This is a genomic window from Allokutzneria sp. A3M-2-11 16 (assembly GCF_024213555.1).
Classification (GTDB): Bacteria; Actinomycetota; Actinomycetes; order Mycobacteriales; family Pseudonocardiaceae; genus Allokutzneria.
The window spans coordinates 281,787-297,532 of sequence record NZ_JANAVO010000001.1 but is presented as its reverse complement, the minus strand read 5'-3'; the positions used below and the strand labels follow the sequence as shown (position 1 = coordinate 297,532).

General features: G+C 69.6%; 17 protein-coding genes. 9 read left to right on the top strand and 8 right to left on the bottom strand.

Annotated elements, in window-relative coordinates; all coding sequences use genetic code 11:
- Positions 1 to 5 precede the first annotated feature (5 nt).
- From NLX83_RS01465 to NLX83_RS01440, 6 genes are read left to right on the top strand one after another with little or no spacing between them, the layout of a single operon-like run.
- Positions 6 to 1,820, top strand: coding sequence for a penicillin-binding transpeptidase domain-containing protein (locus tag NLX83_RS01465; protein WP_254233046.1), 1,815 nt, complete (start codon positions 6 to 8; stop codon positions 1,818 to 1,820).
- A gap of 33 nt (positions 1,821 to 1,853) precedes the next feature.
- A complete protein-coding gene (locus NLX83_RS01460; protein ID WP_254233045.1) occupies positions 1,854 to 2,132 on the top strand; it encodes a type II toxin-antitoxin system Phd/YefM family antitoxin in 279 nt (92 codons plus the stop codon).
- Positions 2,129 to 2,524, top strand: a complete 396-nt coding sequence (locus NLX83_RS01455) for a type II toxin-antitoxin system VapC family toxin (protein WP_254233044.1) — start codon at positions 2,129 to 2,131, stop codon at positions 2,522 to 2,524. Before NLX83_RS01460 ends, NLX83_RS01455 begins: the two co-directional genes overlap by 4 nt.
- A 9-nt stretch (positions 2,525 to 2,533) precedes the next feature.
- Positions 2,534 to 3,391: a type I methionyl aminopeptidase gene (gene map / locus NLX83_RS01450; RefSeq protein ID WP_254233043.1), complete on the top strand. Its 858-nt coding sequence runs from the start codon at positions 2,534 to 2,536 to the stop codon at positions 3,389 to 3,391.
- Positions 3,388 to 3,846 carry a GNAT family N-acetyltransferase gene (locus NLX83_RS01445; RefSeq protein ID WP_254233042.1) on the top strand — a complete coding sequence of 153 codons (459 nt, stop codon included), beginning with the start codon at positions 3,388 to 3,390 and terminating at the stop codon, positions 3,844 to 3,846. Before map ends, NLX83_RS01445 begins: the two co-directional genes overlap by 4 nt.
- Positions 3,843 to 5,366 carry a cobyric acid synthase gene (locus tag NLX83_RS01440; protein ID WP_254236041.1) on the top strand — a complete coding sequence of 508 codons (1,524 nt, stop codon included), beginning with the start codon at positions 3,843 to 3,845 and terminating at the stop codon, positions 5,364 to 5,366. Before NLX83_RS01445 ends, NLX83_RS01440 begins: the two co-directional genes overlap by 4 nt.
- On the opposite strand, the gene NLX83_RS01435 is transcribed toward NLX83_RS01440, so the two are convergent.
- Complete coding sequence (locus NLX83_RS01435; protein ID WP_254233041.1) at positions 5,367 to 5,690, bottom strand: chorismate mutase; 324 nt, start codon at positions 5,688 to 5,690, stop codon at positions 5,367 to 5,369. It lies immediately after the preceding gene.
- A gap of 40 nt (positions 5,691 to 5,730) precedes the next feature.
- Complete coding sequence (gene asnB / locus NLX83_RS01430) at positions 5,731 to 7,548, bottom strand: asparagine synthase (glutamine-hydrolyzing) (protein ID WP_254233040.1); 1,818 nt, start codon at positions 7,546 to 7,548, stop codon at positions 5,731 to 5,733.
- Between the two features lie 110 nt (positions 7,549 to 7,658).
- On the opposite strand from asnB, the gene NLX83_RS01425 reads away from it, so the two are divergent.
- Positions 7,659 to 8,072: a MarR family winged helix-turn-helix transcriptional regulator gene (locus NLX83_RS01425; RefSeq protein WP_254233039.1), complete on the top strand. Its 414-nt coding sequence runs from the start codon at positions 7,659 to 7,661 to the stop codon at positions 8,070 to 8,072.
- Here the strand turns inward: NLX83_RS01425 and NLX83_RS01420 are convergent.
- The gene (locus tag NLX83_RS01420; RefSeq protein WP_254233038.1) at positions 8,069 to 8,761 is read right to left on the bottom strand and encodes a FadR/GntR family transcriptional regulator; all 693 of its coding nucleotides are present in this window, start codon (positions 8,759 to 8,761) and stop codon (positions 8,069 to 8,071) included. The genes NLX83_RS01425 and NLX83_RS01420 overlap by 4 nt on opposite strands.
- A gap of 48 nt (positions 8,762 to 8,809) precedes the next feature.
- On the opposite strand from NLX83_RS01420, the gene NLX83_RS01415 reads away from it, so the two are divergent.
- Positions 8,810 to 10,030, top strand: a complete 1,221-nt coding sequence (locus NLX83_RS01415; protein ID WP_254233037.1) for a CynX/NimT family MFS transporter — start codon at positions 8,810 to 8,812, stop codon at positions 10,028 to 10,030.
- Positions 10,031 to 10,189: 159 nt separating this feature from the next.
- Here NLX83_RS01415 and NLX83_RS01410 read toward each other — a convergent pair whose 3' ends face one another.
- A complete protein-coding gene (locus tag NLX83_RS01410) occupies positions 10,190 to 11,566 on the bottom strand; it encodes a mycothione reductase (RefSeq protein ID WP_254233036.1) in 1,377 nt (458 codons plus the stop codon).
- Positions 11,567 to 11,696: 130 nt separating this feature from the next.
- Between NLX83_RS01410 and NLX83_RS01405 the strand changes: the two genes are divergently transcribed.
- Positions 11,697 to 12,461: a polysaccharide deacetylase family protein gene (locus NLX83_RS01405; protein WP_254233035.1), complete on the top strand. Its 765-nt coding sequence runs from the start codon at positions 11,697 to 11,699 to the stop codon at positions 12,459 to 12,461.
- Between the two features lie 90 nt (positions 12,462 to 12,551).
- Here the strand turns inward: NLX83_RS01405 and NLX83_RS01400 are convergent, their stop codons facing one another.
- The 4 genes from NLX83_RS01400 to NLX83_RS01385 all read right to left on the bottom strand — a co-directional run bounded on the left by NLX83_RS01400 (position 12,552) and on the right by NLX83_RS01385 (position 15,728).
- Complete coding sequence (locus NLX83_RS01400) at positions 12,552 to 13,481, bottom strand: hypothetical protein (protein WP_254233034.1); 930 nt, start codon at positions 13,479 to 13,481, stop codon at positions 12,552 to 12,554.
- Between the two features lie 126 nt (positions 13,482 to 13,607).
- The gene (locus NLX83_RS01395) at positions 13,608 to 14,144 is read right to left on the bottom strand and encodes a YbhB/YbcL family Raf kinase inhibitor-like protein (RefSeq protein ID WP_254233033.1); all 537 of its coding nucleotides are present in this window, start codon (positions 14,142 to 14,144) and stop codon (positions 13,608 to 13,610) included.
- Entirely contained in the window at positions 14,141 to 15,289 is a 1,149-nt protein-coding gene (locus NLX83_RS01390) for a VanZ family protein (RefSeq protein ID WP_254233032.1), read from the bottom strand. Before NLX83_RS01390 ends, NLX83_RS01395 begins: the two co-directional genes overlap by 4 nt.
- Before the next feature lie 124 nt (positions 15,290 to 15,413).
- On the bottom strand, positions 15,414 to 15,728 hold the full coding sequence (locus NLX83_RS01385; RefSeq protein ID WP_254233031.1) for a hypothetical protein: 315 nt from the start codon (positions 15,726 to 15,728) through the stop codon (positions 15,414 to 15,416).
- Positions 15,729 to 15,746: the final 18 nt, after the last annotated feature.

Genomic DNA, 15,746 nt, shown 5'->3' with positions numbered 1-15,746 from the left:
GCGCCGTGTCAGCACAGCCACCACGCGTCCGCTCGGCCAGGCTGTTCGCGGCCGCGCTCCTCGTCCTGCCCGTCGCGGGCTGCGGGCTGTTCGGCTCGGAGGCGAAACCGGAGGTCACCGCCCGCACCTTCCTCAGCGCGTTCGCCGGTGGGGACACTACGACGGCGTCCAAGAACACCGATGACGCGCAGGCCGCGAAGGACCTGATGGACAAGGTCCGCGCCGCGCTCAAACCCGTCGCGCTCAAGACGACCGTGGACGAGCCGACGGCCAAGGGCGATACCGCGACGGTGACCTACACCGCCGAGTGGGACCTGGGCAGGAACCGGATCTGGGGCTACAAGGGCACCCTTGAGCTGCGCCGCGGCGACAAGCAGTGGCAGGTGCACTGGACGCCGGAGGCGATCCACCCGAAGCTCTCCGCCCAGCAGACCCTGGCACTGCGGGAGCAGCAGCCCGATCCGGCGCCGATCCTGGACCGCGACGGGGGTTCGCTGCTCTCGGCGGAGAAGGTCGTCTCGGTGCTGCTGGACCGCAAGCAGGCCGGAGACCTCAACTCGGTGGCGTCCGTGCTGGCCAACGCGTTGAACCGGTTCGACTCCGATATCACCCAGCAGTCCATTGTGGACAGAGCGGGCAAGACGCCGGAGGGCCAGGCGTACGCCGTCGCGCTGCTGCGCGATCCCGACTACCAGAAGGTGAAGGCGCAGATCTACGACCTGCCGGGCGTGCGGTTCAGCTCGCAGACCCGGTTGCTCGCGCCCGACCGCGCGTTCGCCGCCCAGGTGCTGCCGGGAATCCGCAAGGCGGTGGAGAACCGGATCGAGGGCAAGGCGGGCTACCGGATCTACTCGGTGAACGCGGGCGGCAACGAGGTCGAGACGCTGGTCGACGAGAAGGCCGCGCCCGCGCAGGCCGTCTCCACCTCGCTCAGCCGCGCCATCCAGTCTGCGGCGGAGGACGCGGTCGAGCCGGTCGGCAACGCGGCGATGATCGTGGCGCTCCAGCCGTCCAGCGGTGACGTGCTCGCGGTGGCGCAGAACGGGGCCGCGGACGCCCAGGGCGCGGTGGCGCTGACCGGGCGCTACCCGCCGGGCTCCACGTTCAAGATCGTCACGGCGGCCGCGGCCCTCGGCGGCGGGGTCGCCGACTCGAACACCGAGCTACCCTGCCCGGCGACGTGGACCATCCAGGGGCGCAAGATCCCCAACGACAACGAGTTCGAGCTCGGCACGGTCCCACTGCACCGCGCCTTCGCGCGCTCGTGCAACACGACCTTCGCGGAGCTGGCGACCAAACTGCCCGCGGACGCGCTGACCAAGTCCGCCAAGCAGTTCGGCCTCGGCGCGGACTTCGTCATCCCCGGCATCACCACGGTGACCGGCTCGGTCCCGCCCGCGAGCGCGGTCGTCGAGCGCGCCGAGGACGGCTTCGGCCAGGGCAAGGTGCTGGCCAGCCCGTTCGGCATGGCCATGGTCGCGGCGACGGCCGCCAAGGGCTCGATGCCGCTGCCCAACCTGATCAGGGGCGCGGCGAAGACCACGGTGGACGCCGAGCAGCAGCCGGTGCCGCAGCAGGTGGTGGACGCGGTCCGCACGATGATGCGCGAGGTGGTGACCGAGGGCACGGCGACGAAGCTCCAGCGCAACGGCGAGGTGCACGGCAAGACCGGGACCGCGCAGTTCGGCGACGGGACGCACTCGCACGGCTGGTTCGTCGGGTACCGCGGCGACCTGGCGTTCGCGGTGCTGATCGTGGACGCGGGCTCCTCCTCGCCCGCGGTGGACGTGGCGTCGAAGTTCCTCGCCGCCGTTCGCTAGGCGACCTTTCGGGTGCGTGCTACTTTGTAGCACATGAGCGTGGAAACCATCGGGGTTCGCGAGTTGCGGCAGAACGCCAGCAAGTACCTCAAGCGGGCCGCCGCCGGGGAGACGTTGGTGATCACTGAGCACGGGGTACCGGTCGCGATGCTGGCGCCGCCGCCGAAGCCGTCGCTGCGCGATCAGTTGATCGCAAACGGTGAACTCCTTCCCGGACGGGGACGATCTTTCCCGCCGCCGCTGCCGGCGGCCCAGGGAGAACGAGCGTTTTCCGATGTGTTGCAGCAGATGCGTGACGAGGAGCGCTGGTGATCTACTTCGATTCCTCGGCTCTGGTCAAGCTGGTCAGGGTCGAGGCTGAGACCACGGCGCTCGGCGCGTGGTTGGAGCAGCACCCAGATGCTCAGAAGGTTACGAGCGCGCTCGCGCGAGTCGAAGTTGTCAGGGCGGTGCGCGATGGTGGGCAGCAGTTCATGTCCCAGGCCGCAGCCGTTCTCGTCGAGATCGACCAGATGCCGATGACCTATGACCTGCTCGACGAGGCCGCCACATTGCCGCTGCAGGTCAAGAGCCTCGACGCGATCCACCTCGCCTCGGCGATGCGGCTGCGCAGCGAACTGAAGGCGTTCGTCTGCTACGACAAGCAGCTCATCGCGGCGGCGACCGAGGTCGGTCTGAGCGTGGCGGCGCCCGGCGCGTCGTAGGCTGGGGCCATGCCCGTCAGCACCCCGTTGAAGCCAGGCCAGCAGTCCCCGCGCCGCCCAGTGCCCTCGCACATCGCCCGGCCCGAGTACGTCGACAAGCCCGCGCCGAAGCGCAACACCGATCCGTGGGTGCAGCCGGACGAGATCATCGAGGCGATGCGCGTCGCGGGCAGGCTCGCCGCGCAGGCGCTGCAGGAGGCCGGCAAGGTCATCGAGCCGGGCGTGACCACGGATCACGTGGACGCGGTCGTGCACGAGTTCCTCTGCGACAACAACGCCTACCCGTCCACCCTGGGGTACCGGCAGTTCCCGAAGTCTTGCTGCACCTCGCTGAACGAGGTCATCTGCCACGGAATCCCGGACTCCACGGTGATCTCCGACGGCGACATCGTGAACGTGGACGTCACCGCCTTCATCGGCGGCGTGCACGGGGACACCAACGGGACCTTTCTCGCCGGAGCCGTTGACGAGGAGTCCCGGCTGCTGGTGGAGCGGACCCGCGAGGCCACGATGCGCGCGATCAAGGCGGTCAAGCCGGGCAGGCAGATCAACGTGATCGGCCGGGTGATCGAGGCGTACGCGAAGCGTTTCGGCTACGGGGTCGTCCGCGATTTCACCGGGCACGGCATCGGCCGCTCGTTCCACAGTGGACTCGTGGTGCTGCACTACGACGAGCCGAAGATGGACACCGTGCTGGAGCCCGGGATGACGTTCACCATCGAGCCGATGATCACCCTCGGCACGATCGAGTACGACATCTGGGACGACGGCTGGACGGTCACCACCAAGGACAAGAAGCGCACCGCGCAGTTCGAGCACACCATCGTGGTCACCAGGGACGGCTCCGAGATCCTGACCCTGCCGTGATCGGTTTCAGGCGGTGGTCGGAGGCGGACGCGGCCTGGTACGCGGAGCAGTCGAAGGATCCGGAGATCCTGCGCTGGACCACGGACGGCCCGGACCTCACGGCCGAGTACGTGCGCGGGCGCATCGCGGCGCTTCCCGAGGACGCCCTGGCGTGGATCGTCGTCGACGCGGAGACGGGTGAACCGCTCGGCAACGCGGCGGTCGACCTGAAGGACGGGGTCGGCGAGCCCTCGTACTGGGTCGCGGCGGCGGCGCGCGGGCGCGGAGTCGCCACGGCGGCGCTGCGCGAGATGTGCGTGCGGGCCATCGCGGCGGGGGTCGAGCGGGTCGAGGTGGTCATCCACCGGGACAACGCGGTGTCGGCCCGGGTGGCGGCCAACGTCGGCTTCAGCCAGATCGACGCGTTCGACCACCCGAAGCTCGGGCCGTGCGCGCGCTACCGGTGGAACGGATGAGCCTGGGCGGGGCGCTGCTCGTCGCGGGGACCACGTCGGACGCCGGGAAGAGCGTGGTGGTCGCCGGGCTGTGCCGGTGGCTGGCCAGGCAGGGCGTGCGGGTCGCGCCGTTCAAGGCGCAGAACATGTCCAACAACTCCGTGGTGACCGCGGACGGCGGCGAGATCGGGCGCGCGCAGGCGGTGCAGGCCGCGGCGGCCGGGCTGGAGCCGTCGGTGCGGTTCAACCCGGTGCTGCTCAAACCGGGCAGCGACCGCAGTTCCCAGGTCGTCGTGCTGGGCAGGGCGCTCGGCCAGGTCAGCGCGCTGTCCTACCGGCAGCGCAAGCTGGAGCTGGCCGCGGTCGTCGCGTCCACTTTGGACGGTCTGCGGCGGGAGTTCGACGCCGTCGTCTGCGAGGGCGCGGGCTCGCCGACCGAGATCAACCTGCGGGCCAACGACATCGCGAACATGGGGCTGGCCAGGGCGGCGGGCCTGCCGGTGCTGGTGGTCGGCGACATCGACCGGGGCGGGGTGTTCGCGCACCTGTTCGGCACCCTGGCGCTGCTCGACGCCGCGGACCAGGCGCTGGTCAGCGGCTTCGTGATCAACAAGTTCCGCGGTGATCCCGCGCTGCTGACCCCGGGGCTGGACCAGATCACCGAGCTGACCGGGCGGCCCGTGCTCGGCGTGCTGCCCTGGCGCGAAGAACTGTGGCTCGACGCGGAGGACTCCTTGTCCTACACCGCGGACGGCGTGGTCGGCCGCCCCGCACCGCCCGCCGGTGAGCAGTGGCTGCGCGTCGCGGTGGTGCGGCTGCCCAGGATCTCCAACGCCACCGATGTCGAGGCGCTGGCCTGCGAACCCGGCGTCTCCGTCCGCTTCGTCACCGAGCCCTCGCGTATCGCGGACGCCGATCTTGTGGTGATCCCCGGCTCCAAGTCCACAGTGGACGATCTGGAGTGGTTGCGGCGCACGGGTTTGGCGGAGGCGGTCGCGCGCCACGCGGCCAAGGGGCTGCCGGTGGCCGGGATCTGCGGCGGCTTCCAGATGCTCGGCGCGCGGATCACCGACCGCGTCGAGTCGGCGGCGGGGGAGGTCGACGGCCTCGGGTTGCTCGACCTGGACATCGAGTTCCGGCAGCACAAGACCCTGGAACGCCCGGCGGGCACGGCGTTCGGCGAAGCGGTGCACGGCTACGAGATCCACCACGGCGCTGTAGTCCGGTCGGCCGAGAAACCGTTGCTGGAACTGGACAACGGCGACGGCGAGGGCGCGCTCACCGAGAACATCGCGGGAACCCACTGGCACGGGCTGTTCGAGAACGACGCCTTCCGCGCGAAGTTCCTGCGCTGGGCCGCCGACCGCAGCGACCGGGACGGGTTCGCGGTGGCGGGCGGGGTGTCGTTCGCCCGGCAGCGCGCGGCGCAGCTCGACCTGCTCGGCGACCTGGTCGCGGACCACCTGGACACCGACGCGGTCCTGCGGCTGTTCGAGCACGGCGCTCCCGGCGGGATGCGCACCATCCCGCCGGGAGCCTGATCACGAGGCCGGGCCGCGGAAGGCTTCGAGCATCGCCCTGGCGATCCGCTCCCCGCCGTCGCCGAGCTTCGCCCGGTACTTGTCGATGATCACCTGCTCGCGGGCCGGGTCCACCCGGCCACCGCCGGAGGAGGTGCGGGCGCGCTGCACCGCCTCCGACGCCTCCTTGCGCTGGGCGAGCAGGTCGACGATCTGCCGGTCGAGGTCGTTGATGCGCTCCCGCTGCTGGGAGATCACATCCGCTGGGGCGGGAGCCGGGGGTGGTGGCGCGCTCCCGCACCCGGTCATCGCGAGAACCCCGAGCAGCGCAAGGACAACGCGCATCGCCGACCTCCTTGAGTCCGTGGCTACGGGCAACCGTAGATCACAGCTCCACGCGCACGTCGTAGTCGCTGAGCCAACCGTCGAGAGTCAGGATCAGCTCCAGCTGCCGCCGCGCGACGGCCGACGAACCGCGGTCCAGCAGGCGCCGCGCCTTGTCCGGGGCGACCAGCTCGAACGCCCGCGAGGTCCCCGCGTGCAGCAGGGTGCTGACCCGCTCGTGCAGCGCGGCGTCGTACCCAGTGTCCTGTGTGGACGGATACGGGCTCTTCACCCGGTCGACCACCGACTGCGGCAGGACGTCCGCGGTTGCGGCGCGCAGGAGGCTCTTTTCCCTGCCGTCAAAGGTTTTCATGGCCCACGGGGCGTTGAAGACGTACTCGACGAGCCGGTGGTCGCAGAACGGCACGCGGACTTCGAGCCCGACCGCCATGCTCATCCGGTCCTTGCGGTCCAACAGTGAGTTCACGAAGCGCGTCAGGTGCAGGTAGCTGATCTCCCGCATGCGCGCCTCCTTCCCGGACTCGCCGGGCAGCTTCGGTGCTTCGGCGATCGCTTCCGCGTAGCGCTGCTGGATGTACCCGCCGAGGTCGAGCTTCTTCGCGACCCCGTCCCGCAGGAGATCCGGCCGCTCGCCGGTGAAGTGCATGGCCAGCCACGGGAATGTCGGCGCGTTGACCGCTTTCTCGTTGTGGAACCAGGCATAACCGCCGAACACCTCGTCCGCCGACTCGCCGGAGAGCGCGACCGTGGACCGCTTCCTGATCTCCTGGAAGAGCAGGTAGAGCGAGATGTCCATGTCTCCCATGGAGATCGGCAGGTCGCGGGCGCGGAGTACGGCCTTGCGCACCCCGTCGTCGAGCAGGTCGGCGTTGTTGAGCACGATGTCGGTGTGCTCGGCCGCGACGTGCTTGGCCACGTCGGTGACGAAGGGCGCGTCCGGGCTGCCGCGGAACTCGTCGGCCTGGAAGTTCTCGGTGTAGCCCGCGAAGTCGACGGAGAACGAGCGCACCGGCACGTCGAGCGACTTGGCCGCGAGCGCGGTCAGCGCGCTGGAGTCCAGGCCGCCGGAGAGCAGGGTGCACAGCGGCACGTCGGCGATCAGCTGGCGCGCGACGATGTCGTCCAGCAGCTCGCGCACCGTGCCGATCGTGGTGTCGAGGTCATCGGTGTGCTCGCGCGCTTCGAGCTGCCAGTACTGGCTCTTCCGCAGGCCCGACCGCGAGACGCGCACCACGCCGCCGGGGCGGACCTCGTGCATGCCGCCCAGGATCGCCAGCTCGGGTGTCTTGACGAAGGACATCGACTCGGCCAGGCCCTCCGCGTCAACGACGGCCTTGGCGAGCGGGTTGGCCAGGATCGCCTTGGGCTCGGAGCCGAAGAGCACGCCGTCCGCGGTGGGGTAGTAGTAGAGCGGCTTGATGCCGAGGCGGTCGCGCACCAGCAGCAGCTCCTCGCTGCGCGGGTCCCAGACGGCGAAGGCGTACATGCCGTTGAGGCGGTCGACCAGGCCCGCGCCCCACTCCAGGTAGGAGCGCAGCACGACCTCGGTGTCACTGCTGGTGGAGAACGCGTGTCCGCGCCGGGTGAGCTCCGCGCGCAGTTCGGTGAAGTTGTACGCCTCGCCGCTGTAGGTGATGACGGCCTCGACCTCGCCGTCCCGCGTGGCGACCATCGGCTGCGCGCCGCCGTCGATGTCGATCACCGAGAGCCTGCGGTGGCCGAGCGCCGCGTGCCGGGCGAACCAGGCCCCGCCCGCGTCGGGACCGCGGCAGATCATCGTCTCGGTCATCGCGACGACTGTGTCCCGCTCGGTCGTCAGATCCTGCCGATAAGCCACCCATCCCGTGATTCCGCACATTGTCGATCCCCTTTTCTTGTGGATAACGACCACGTTACGGACGACAGTTGCGCGGCGCAACAGTAGGGAGGTATGGTGCGTATGTGACAGAGCGGACAAATGGCTCAGGAATGACCGAGCTGGAGCAGCAGCTCACGCTGTTCGCGCGGAAGGCGGTCTGGCGCAGTTGGTCGCGCGGCTACCAGGGGCTGGACCACGTCACCTACCCGTACCTCGTCGCGGTCGCGCTACGGGGCGAGAGCCGGGTCGGCGACCTGGCGAAGCAGTTCGCCGTCGACAAGTCCACCGCGAGCAGGCATGTGGCGAAACTCCAGGCAGCGGGGCTGATCAAACCGGTGGAGAACCCGCCGGACGCGCGTTCGATCCCGCTGTGCGCCACGGCGGCCGGGCTGCGCCTGCTCGCCGATGTCCAGGCCGAGCGGGCGGCGTGGCTGCGCGCCGCACTGGCCGACTGGGACGAGGCGGACCAGCGCGTCCTCGCCACCCTGATGGCCCGGCTGAATGCGGGACTGGAATCGCCCTAGCGTCCCTTTTTGCCCTTTGTGGGCAGATTTGCGAGTAGTTCCTCCAAGAAGCCGCTGGCTTCCCTGACGGCTTTTTCCGCGTCCCGCTCGCGCACCGCGTCGAGCAGTTCGGTGTGCGAGACGTGCTCCTCGGTGCGCAGGCTGGTGTCCACCGTCGCGGCGACGCTGGAGCGCACTGCCTCCGTGAAGCCCCGGTAGAGCTCGGTCAGCACGTTGTTGTGCGAGCACTCCACCAGGAACAGGTGGAAGTCGGTGTCGAGCTGGACCATCAGGTCGAACTCGCCCGCTTCCAGCGCGGCGTCGCGTTCGGTGAGGATGCGTTCCAGCTCGCGCAGGTCCGCGGCGCTGCGACGGGTCGCGGCCTGGCGCGCGCCCTCGACCTCCAGCGCGCGGCGCACCTCCAGCACGTCGCGCAGCTCCGACCCGCACAGCCGCCGGACCGCGCCGGACAGCTCGCTCGTCGCGCGGACGAAGGTGCCGTCGCCCTGCCGGACTTCGAGCAGCCCGGCGTGCGCGAGCGCGCGAACCGCCTCGCGGACGGTGTTGCGGCCGACGCCGAGCGCCGTCACCAGCTCCGGCTCGGGCGGGATGCGCCTGCCGACCGGCCACTCGCCGGAGGTGACCAGCGCGCGCATCTGTTCGATGACCTGCTCGACCAGACCGGCGCGCCGGGTAGTGGCCAAAGGCACAGACTCATCCTTTCATCCGAACATCCCATGTTTGCCATACTCGTTCGCGTGACGCTCTCGCCCCAGCTCGACCAGCCTGCCAGGACCCGTTCGGCCCCCGCCGCGAGCGTGGCCGGTGGACTGGCGCTGGTCGTCGGCGTGATGCTGGCCGCGGCCAACCTCCGTCCCGCGGTGACCAGTCTGGCCGCGGTGCTCTCCGAGGTGCGGGACACCCTCGGTGTTTCCGCCGCATGGACCAGCGCCGTCACCGCGATCCCGACCCTGTGCTTCGGCCTGGTCGGCATGCTCGCGCCGTGGTTCAGCCGCAGGTACGGCGCCCGCGCGGTGATCTCCGGGGCGCTCGTGCTGATCACCGCGGGCCTGGCGCTGCGGGTGGTCGACGGTCCGCTCGTGCTCGTCGCGGGCACCTTCCTGGCCTGCGCGGCGATCGCGGTCTGCAACGTCCTGATCCCGGTCGTCGTCAAGGATTCCTTCCCCGCGGGCAAGGTCGGCGCGGTCACCGGCGCCTACAGCGCGGCGTTGTCCGCCGGTGGCGCGGTCGCGGCAGCGTTCACCGCTCCGCTGGAGGAACTGGTGGGCGGCTGGCGCGGTGCGGTCGGCATGTGGGCGCTGCTCGGCGTCCTCGCGCTGATCTGCTGGCGGCTCGCCGGTCGCGGCCCGGCGCCTTCGGAGGCGGTCGTGGCGGACTCGGCGCCTCGTCGCTCGCTCCTGCGCAGCCCGTTGGCTTGGGCCGTCACGGTGTTCTTCGGCTTCCAGTCGCTGGTCGCGTACACGGTCATGGGTTGGCTGCCGGAGATCCTGCGCGACACCGCCGGAGTCTCCGCGACCACCGCGGGGCAGCTGCTGGCGATCGTGATGGTCCTCGGCGTGCCCGTCTCCATGATCGTTCCGCCGCTGGCCGCCCGGGCCCGCTCCCAGTCCGCGTGGGCGATGTCCATGGCGCTGAGCGGCTTCGTCGGCTTCGCCGGACTGCTGTTCGCCCCGGCGACCGCGACCGGCTTGTGGATCTTGCTGATCGGCATCGGCATGGGCGTGTTCCCGTTGGCGCTGACGCTGATCACGCTGCGGGCGCGCACCGGTCAGGAGACCGCGCGGCTGTCCGCGATGGCGCAGAGCCTCGGCTACCTGATCGCGGCGGTCGGCCCGTTCGCGGTCGGCATCCTGCACGGCCTCACCGGCGGTTGGACGGTGCCCCTGACCCTGGTGCTGGTGGTCCTCGCCGCCCAGATCGCCCTCGGCCACGTCGCCGGTCGCCCCCGCTACGTCTAGTCCCAGCGTGGTTTTCCCGTTTCGTACTCATAGCGGGAAATGGAGCGCTCCCAAATCCGGCTATGAGTACGAAACGGGATTGGTCTGGACCACCTCAGCCGACGGGGGCGAGGGCGCGGGCGGTGGGCATGAGGTGAGTTTAGCCTGGTCTGGGCGGGGCTAGTGCTTCACGGGGAGCTTGAGCAGGGCGTTCTCGACCAGCTCGGGCATCGTGGGGTGGATCCAGTACTGGCCGGTGGCGATGGTCCGCGCGGTCTGCCCGAAGTGCATGGCCTGGATCAGCGGCTGGATCAGCGTTCCCGCCTCGGGGCCGATGATGTGCGCGCCGAGCAGCCTGCCGGTGTCCGGGTCGGCGAGCAGTTTGCAGAAGCCCGTCGTGTCCTCCATCGCCCAGCCGTAGGCGATGCCCGCGTACTCCTGCACGGCGGTCACGTAGTTCACGCCGTTGGCGCGCGCCTCCTGCTCGGTCAAACCGACGGCGGCGATGGTCGGCGAGGAGAACACCGCGTGCGGCACGAACCGGTGGTCCGAGGCGAGCGGCTGCTCCGGGTGCAGCAGGTTGTGCTGCACGACGCGGGACTCGTGGTTGGCGACGTGCTTGAGCTGGAACGGCGACGAGATGTCCCCGAGCGCCCAGATCCCGTCGACCCCGGTGCGCTGGAACTCGTCCACCACCACGCGGCCGTCCGGGTGCGTCGCCACGCCGGTCGCCGCCACGTCGAGGATGTCGGAGTTCGGCGTGCGGCCCACCGCGACGAGCAGCTCGTCGGCCTCGACGACCTCAGCGCCGTTCGGGCCGGTCAGGTGCAGCCTCACCACGCCGTCGACCCGCTCCGCGCGCACGGTGTCGCGGTTCAGGCGGAGATCCCACCGCTGCGCGGCCAGCTCGGTGAAGCGCGCGGCGATGTCCTCGTCCTCGGCGCGCAGAACCGTCCCGGAGCGGGCGATCAGCGTGACGTCCACGCCGAAGGAGGAGAACACGTGCGCGAACTCGGTCGCGACGAACCCGCTGCCGAGGACGATCATCCGCTTCGGCAGCTCGTCCAGCCGCATGATGGTGTCGTTGGTGTGGAACCCGGTCTCGGCGATGCCGGGAACGTCCGGGACGACCGGCCTGCTGCCCGCGGCGAGCACGAAGCGGTCCGCCGTGATGATCTCGCCCGTGCCGGTGTCAAGCTGCTTCGGGCCCACGAACTTCGCCGTGCCGGTGAACACCGTGACGTTCGGGCAGTCCTCGACGCGGTAGCGCTTGCCGCCCGCCGCGATCGGGTCGATCCGGCCGAACACGCGGTCGCGGATGTCGGTCCACCGCACGCCGTGCAGCTCCGCGTCCACGCCGAGCTTGGTGCCTGCGGCGGGCGTCCCGGCCACGTTCGCGGTGTGCACGAACATCTTCGTCGGGATGCAGCCGACGTTCAGGCACGTCCCGCCGAAGACGCCCTTCTCGACGAGGGCCACGTTCCAGTCATCGAACCGTTCGTCGAGGATGGAGTTCCCCGAGCCGGTGCCGATGATCACCAGGTCAAAATGCCGCACGGTGCATCCCCTTCGATCTCCGTCGAGCCCGACCGTACCCGCGCCCCGTCCGTCCCAAGTGTCCGGAAGGTTCGTGGTCCTGGTCACGGCGCCCCCGTGAACGGGCTCGTCCGCCGGGTACAACGGATTCATGCGCCCCTTGTCTTCCCGTCGAATGCTGGTGGCGAGCGTTCTGGCGCTGGGGCTCATAGCCGCCTGCGGTGCCCCACCGTCGCCTCCCGCTCCGCCGCCCACACCGACCGGTCCGCCCGTGCCGTCCTTCGAGGCGCCCTACGCCTTCGGCACCCCGCAGGCGAAGATCCCGCCTCCGGAGCACGGCCTCATCCCCGTCGTGAAGCGCGTCCACACCGACAAGCCCTACGTCTTCATCACCATCGACGACGGCCAGGTGCCACATCCGATGGCCCTGGACCTGATGCGGCGCAGCAAGACCCGACCGACGCTGTTCCTCACCGATCGTTACGTCGAAGGACACCGCGGCTACTTCAAGGACCTCCGCGACCAGGCTGGCGCGACCATCGAGAACCACACGCTGAGCCACCCGAACCTGCGCGGCAAGCCCTACGAGGTGCAGCACAAGGAGATCTGCGGAGCCTCCGACGCGTACCAACGCGAGTACGGCAAGCGCCCAGTGCTGTTCCGCCCGCCCTACGGCAACTACGACGACACCACGCGCAAGGCCGCCGCTGACTGTGGCATCAAGGCGCTCGTGCTGTGGACCGAGACCATCAACGACGGCGCGATGCAGTTCCAGACCGGGACCAAGCTGAAACCGGGCGACGTCGTCCTCATGCACTTCCGCAAGACCTTCGTCGAGGACTACACCGCTTTCCTCACCAAGGCCAAGGAGGACGGCATGACCCCCGTCCCCCTCGAAGACTTCCTCACCCCCTGACCCCTCCCCCACCCTCGCCGTTTTGTACCCAATGTGGCATCCGTTACGTCTAGCGAAACAAATGCCACATTGGGTACATAAGTAGCAAGATCATGAGCGGTTGCGGGCGGCTTGGTAGGCGGCGCGGATCTCTGAGACGACGCGATCGGGGTCCAGGCGAATGCGTGTGGGGAGAGTTTGGAGCACGGTGATCCCGGCCGCCGCGTAGCGAGCGTTGCGGTCCAGCGTCCTGGCGTAGCCCTCGCGGTGGAAGTGGTACTCATAGGAGTCGATCTCCCATGCCAGTCTCACTTCCTGACACCACGCGTCGGGAACCGCGATGAGCTTCTTTGTCTCGTCGTAAACCGGCACATTCCATTGAGGCATCGGTAATCCGGTGCGTCGCCAAACTCGAAGCGCTTCCGCCTCGGCGACGGACCTCGATCCGTGGAGAAGCTCGTTGATCACCCTGCGAGGCACGGCCGACCCGCGCTGGCTTCCCCCGTCGAGCTCCGTTGCCAGGTCCGATGGCGAGCACCCGCCGCGCTGTACCGCCTCGGCGAGCACGGCGCGCACAGGGTCCACGCGCCAGAGCCGACGGGCGCCGTCGAGTACCGCTCGAACCAGCGGAGTGGTCGGGAGCCCGTCGCGGTGTTCTGGCTCGGGGAGCCGGTACGTCCGCTCGACGATGGTGAAACCGGCCGTGGAGATCTGCCGGTCATCGGGCACCAGGACGTGTATGAAACCGGTCTCGGTGATGTTGCGCAGACCATGTGCCCGCGCCGCCTCGAACCCGGTGATCTGGGAGTCTGGCCCGCCGTGCATCACAGCGGCTTCGAGTCGTTGCCGCCGCGTCGGCTTGCCCGAGGAGAGCAGCACGATGCCTGGGAGCAGTCGTTGCCATGGCCCCTCGGGCCGACATCGTCGCCAGATCGCGGGCCGGGGTACCCCCAGCCGTTCCAATGTAGACGATCTGATCACGTCGAAACGGCTGTGCTCGCGCAGCTCGCCGACGTGCCGAACCCAAGTGCTCTGTCTCATGGCGGCGAGGATGACTCGCCCCTCTGACACTCACGTCCGCCCAACCGCCGACATACGTACCCAATGCGGCATTGGTTACGTCTGGCGAAACAAATGCCACATTGGGTACAAACACGTGTGGGTGAATTAGTGGGCGTAGGTGGGGGTGATGATCGCGCGCGCCAGGGTGTGGAAGGCGAGGTTGAAGCTGACCACGGCGGCGGTGGCGTCCTTGTCCACGCCGAGTGATTCGACGTCGACGGCGTGCACCACGAAGTAGTAGCGGTGCGCGCGGTCGCCCTGTGGCGGGGCGGCGCCGCCGTAGCCGGGAGTGCCGAAGTCGGTGGGCGTGTGGAAGGCACCCGCGGGGAGGGAGCCGGAGCCCGCGCCCGTGGGCAGCGAGGTCACGGAGGCGGGGATGTCCACCAGCACCCAGTGCCAGAAGCCGGACGGCGTCGGGGCGTCCGGGTCGAAGCAGGTGACGACGAAGCTCTTCGTCTCGGCGGGGAACCCGGACCAGGACAGGGCGGGGGAGAGGTTCTCGCCGGTCGCGCCCATGCCGTTGAACACGTGCTTGGCGGGCAGCGGCTGACCGTCCGCGATGTCGTCCGAGGTGACCGTGAACGTCGCGACCTCGGGCAGCAGCGCGTACGGGTCCGGGGCGATGGGACGATCGAGGCTCATCGGTGTTCCTCCGCGGGAAGGTGTTCGAACCGGTATCTGCGGTCGTGGGCAACCCTAGTGCCGTAGCGGTCCACCCGGGAGTCGATCACCGTCAGCCCGGCGAGCACTCCGCTCAGCCCGCGGCCGCCGGTGGTGTGCACGAGGAAGACGAAACTGGTGCACACCAACAACAACGCCGCGTCAGGCGCCGCTCCGACAAGGACGAAGTACCCACCGGAGCCGGTCAGGAAGCGCAGCACGACGCGCGGCCAGCGCGGAACGCCGCCGAGCCGGTCGGCCGGGCGCAGCAACACGATGCGCTGCCCGATCGTGCCCCCGTTGCCCAACAACGGCGCCACCAGCAACAGCAGCACCGCGGGCAGCCAGTACGCCAGAACCGAGGTGAGCAACGGGTTCCACACGCCGCGCCGCGGCACTTCGCCGTGCAGAGCCCAGTTGGCGAGCTTCGCGCCGAACAGCAGGCCGTTGCCCGCGACCCACACGGCGAGCAGGTCCAGCGCGATGCCGAGCAGGCGCCGCCGCCTGGTCACGGCCCGGGGCACCCCCATCGGTACGCGAACCCGTTGTCCTGGAACGAGGTTGAGCACGGGAGCGAGGAGGAAGCCGACGCCCGCGCCGAGTGTGTTGGACAGCAGGTCGCCGGTGTCGAAGAGGCGGTAGGGGCACTGGAAGAGGAACCACACGCCGGTCAGCTGGGTGCTCTCCACGGTGAGCGAGATCAGGAGACCGGTGGACAACGTCAGCGCCAGGCCACCGCGGAACAGGTGCCGCAGGAACATCCCGAGCGGAACGAAGAGCGCCACGTTGAACAACACCTGGCGCAGTGCGGGGTTGCGCAGCACGGCGCGGATGCCCGAGGTGTCGTACTTGTGCATGTCGTCGAGGAACCGCAACGGCGCCAGCACGGGCGTGGTGACCGCCGCGTGCTTCACGCAGAACGTCGTGTCGACCTCGGGCAGCGGCAGCAGCGTGTAGGTGACGAGGGCGAAGGAGTAGATCAGGAAACCCAGGCCGAGCACCGCGTGCCCGAGGCCGAGCTCGCCCCGCCGGTGGTAGCTCCAGGCGATGTAGGGCACGACCAGGACGGCCGCCAACCCGAATCCCCCGAGCACCGCCACGACGGCCGACAGCGTCGTGCCGCTCAACAACCATCCCCTTTGCCGCCCCGCACCTCCTCGTCAGTATCGCGAAGCAAGATCATGATTTCCGGGTGCTCCACCCGGACGTGTAAGACGGGCGGCCGGTGACCGGCCGCCCGTCGGGAGAGCTCTAGAGAACGACGAGTACGCGGATGCCGAGCAGGTTCACGCCCAGCCGCACGTGCACGCCGACCCGGATCTTGCCGATCACGATGCAGCCGGCGAGCCGGACCTTGACGACGGCACCGACCTTGGTCTTGATCATCACGTGGCCGCCGACGATCGCGGTGACCTTGCCCTCGACCTTGGCGGCCGCGTGCACGGCCGCGCCGGCCTTCACGTGACTGGTGCCCGCCGACGCCGCCGGAGCCGCGCCGAGCATCAGTGCCGTGCCGACCGCGGTCGCGGCCACGACGCCCAGGGCCCGTTTGGTGAAAGTACGCATGGAATTGCACCCCTCCCG

Coding starts and splice junctions, on each gene's coding strand:
- NLX83_RS01405 (WP_254233035.1), top strand. CDS start 11,697: ATGCGCCCCTTGTCTTCCCGTCGAATGCTGGTGGCGAGCGTTCTGGCG.
- NLX83_RS01395 (WP_254233033.1), bottom strand. CDS start 14,144: ATGAGCCTCGATCGTCCCATCGCCCCGGACCCGTACGCGCTGCTGCCC.
- NLX83_RS01460 (WP_254233045.1), top strand. CDS start 1,854: ATGAGCGTGGAAACCATCGGGGTTCGCGAGTTGCGGCAGAACGCCAGC.
- NLX83_RS01440 (WP_254236041.1), top strand. CDS start 3,843: ATGAGCCTGGGCGGGGCGCTGCTCGTCGCGGGGACCACGTCGGACGCC.
- NLX83_RS01400 (WP_254233034.1), bottom strand. CDS start 13,481: ATGAGACAGAGCACTTGGGTTCGGCACGTCGGCGAGCTGCGCGAGCAC.
- NLX83_RS01425 (WP_254233039.1), top strand. CDS start 7,659: ATGACCGAGCTGGAGCAGCAGCTCACGCTGTTCGCGCGGAAGGCGGTC.
- NLX83_RS01385 (WP_254233031.1), bottom strand. CDS start 15,728: ATGCGTACTTTCACCAAACGGGCCCTGGGCGTCGTGGCCGCGACCGCG.
- NLX83_RS01435 (WP_254233041.1), bottom strand. CDS start 5,690: ATGCGCGTTGTCCTTGCGCTGCTCGGGGTTCTCGCGATGACCGGGTGC.
- map (WP_254233043.1), top strand. CDS start 2,534: ATGCCCGTCAGCACCCCGTTGAAGCCAGGCCAGCAGTCCCCGCGCCGC.
- asnB (WP_254233040.1), bottom strand. CDS start 7,548: ATGTGCGGAATCACGGGATGGGTGGCTTATCGGCAGGATCTGACGACC.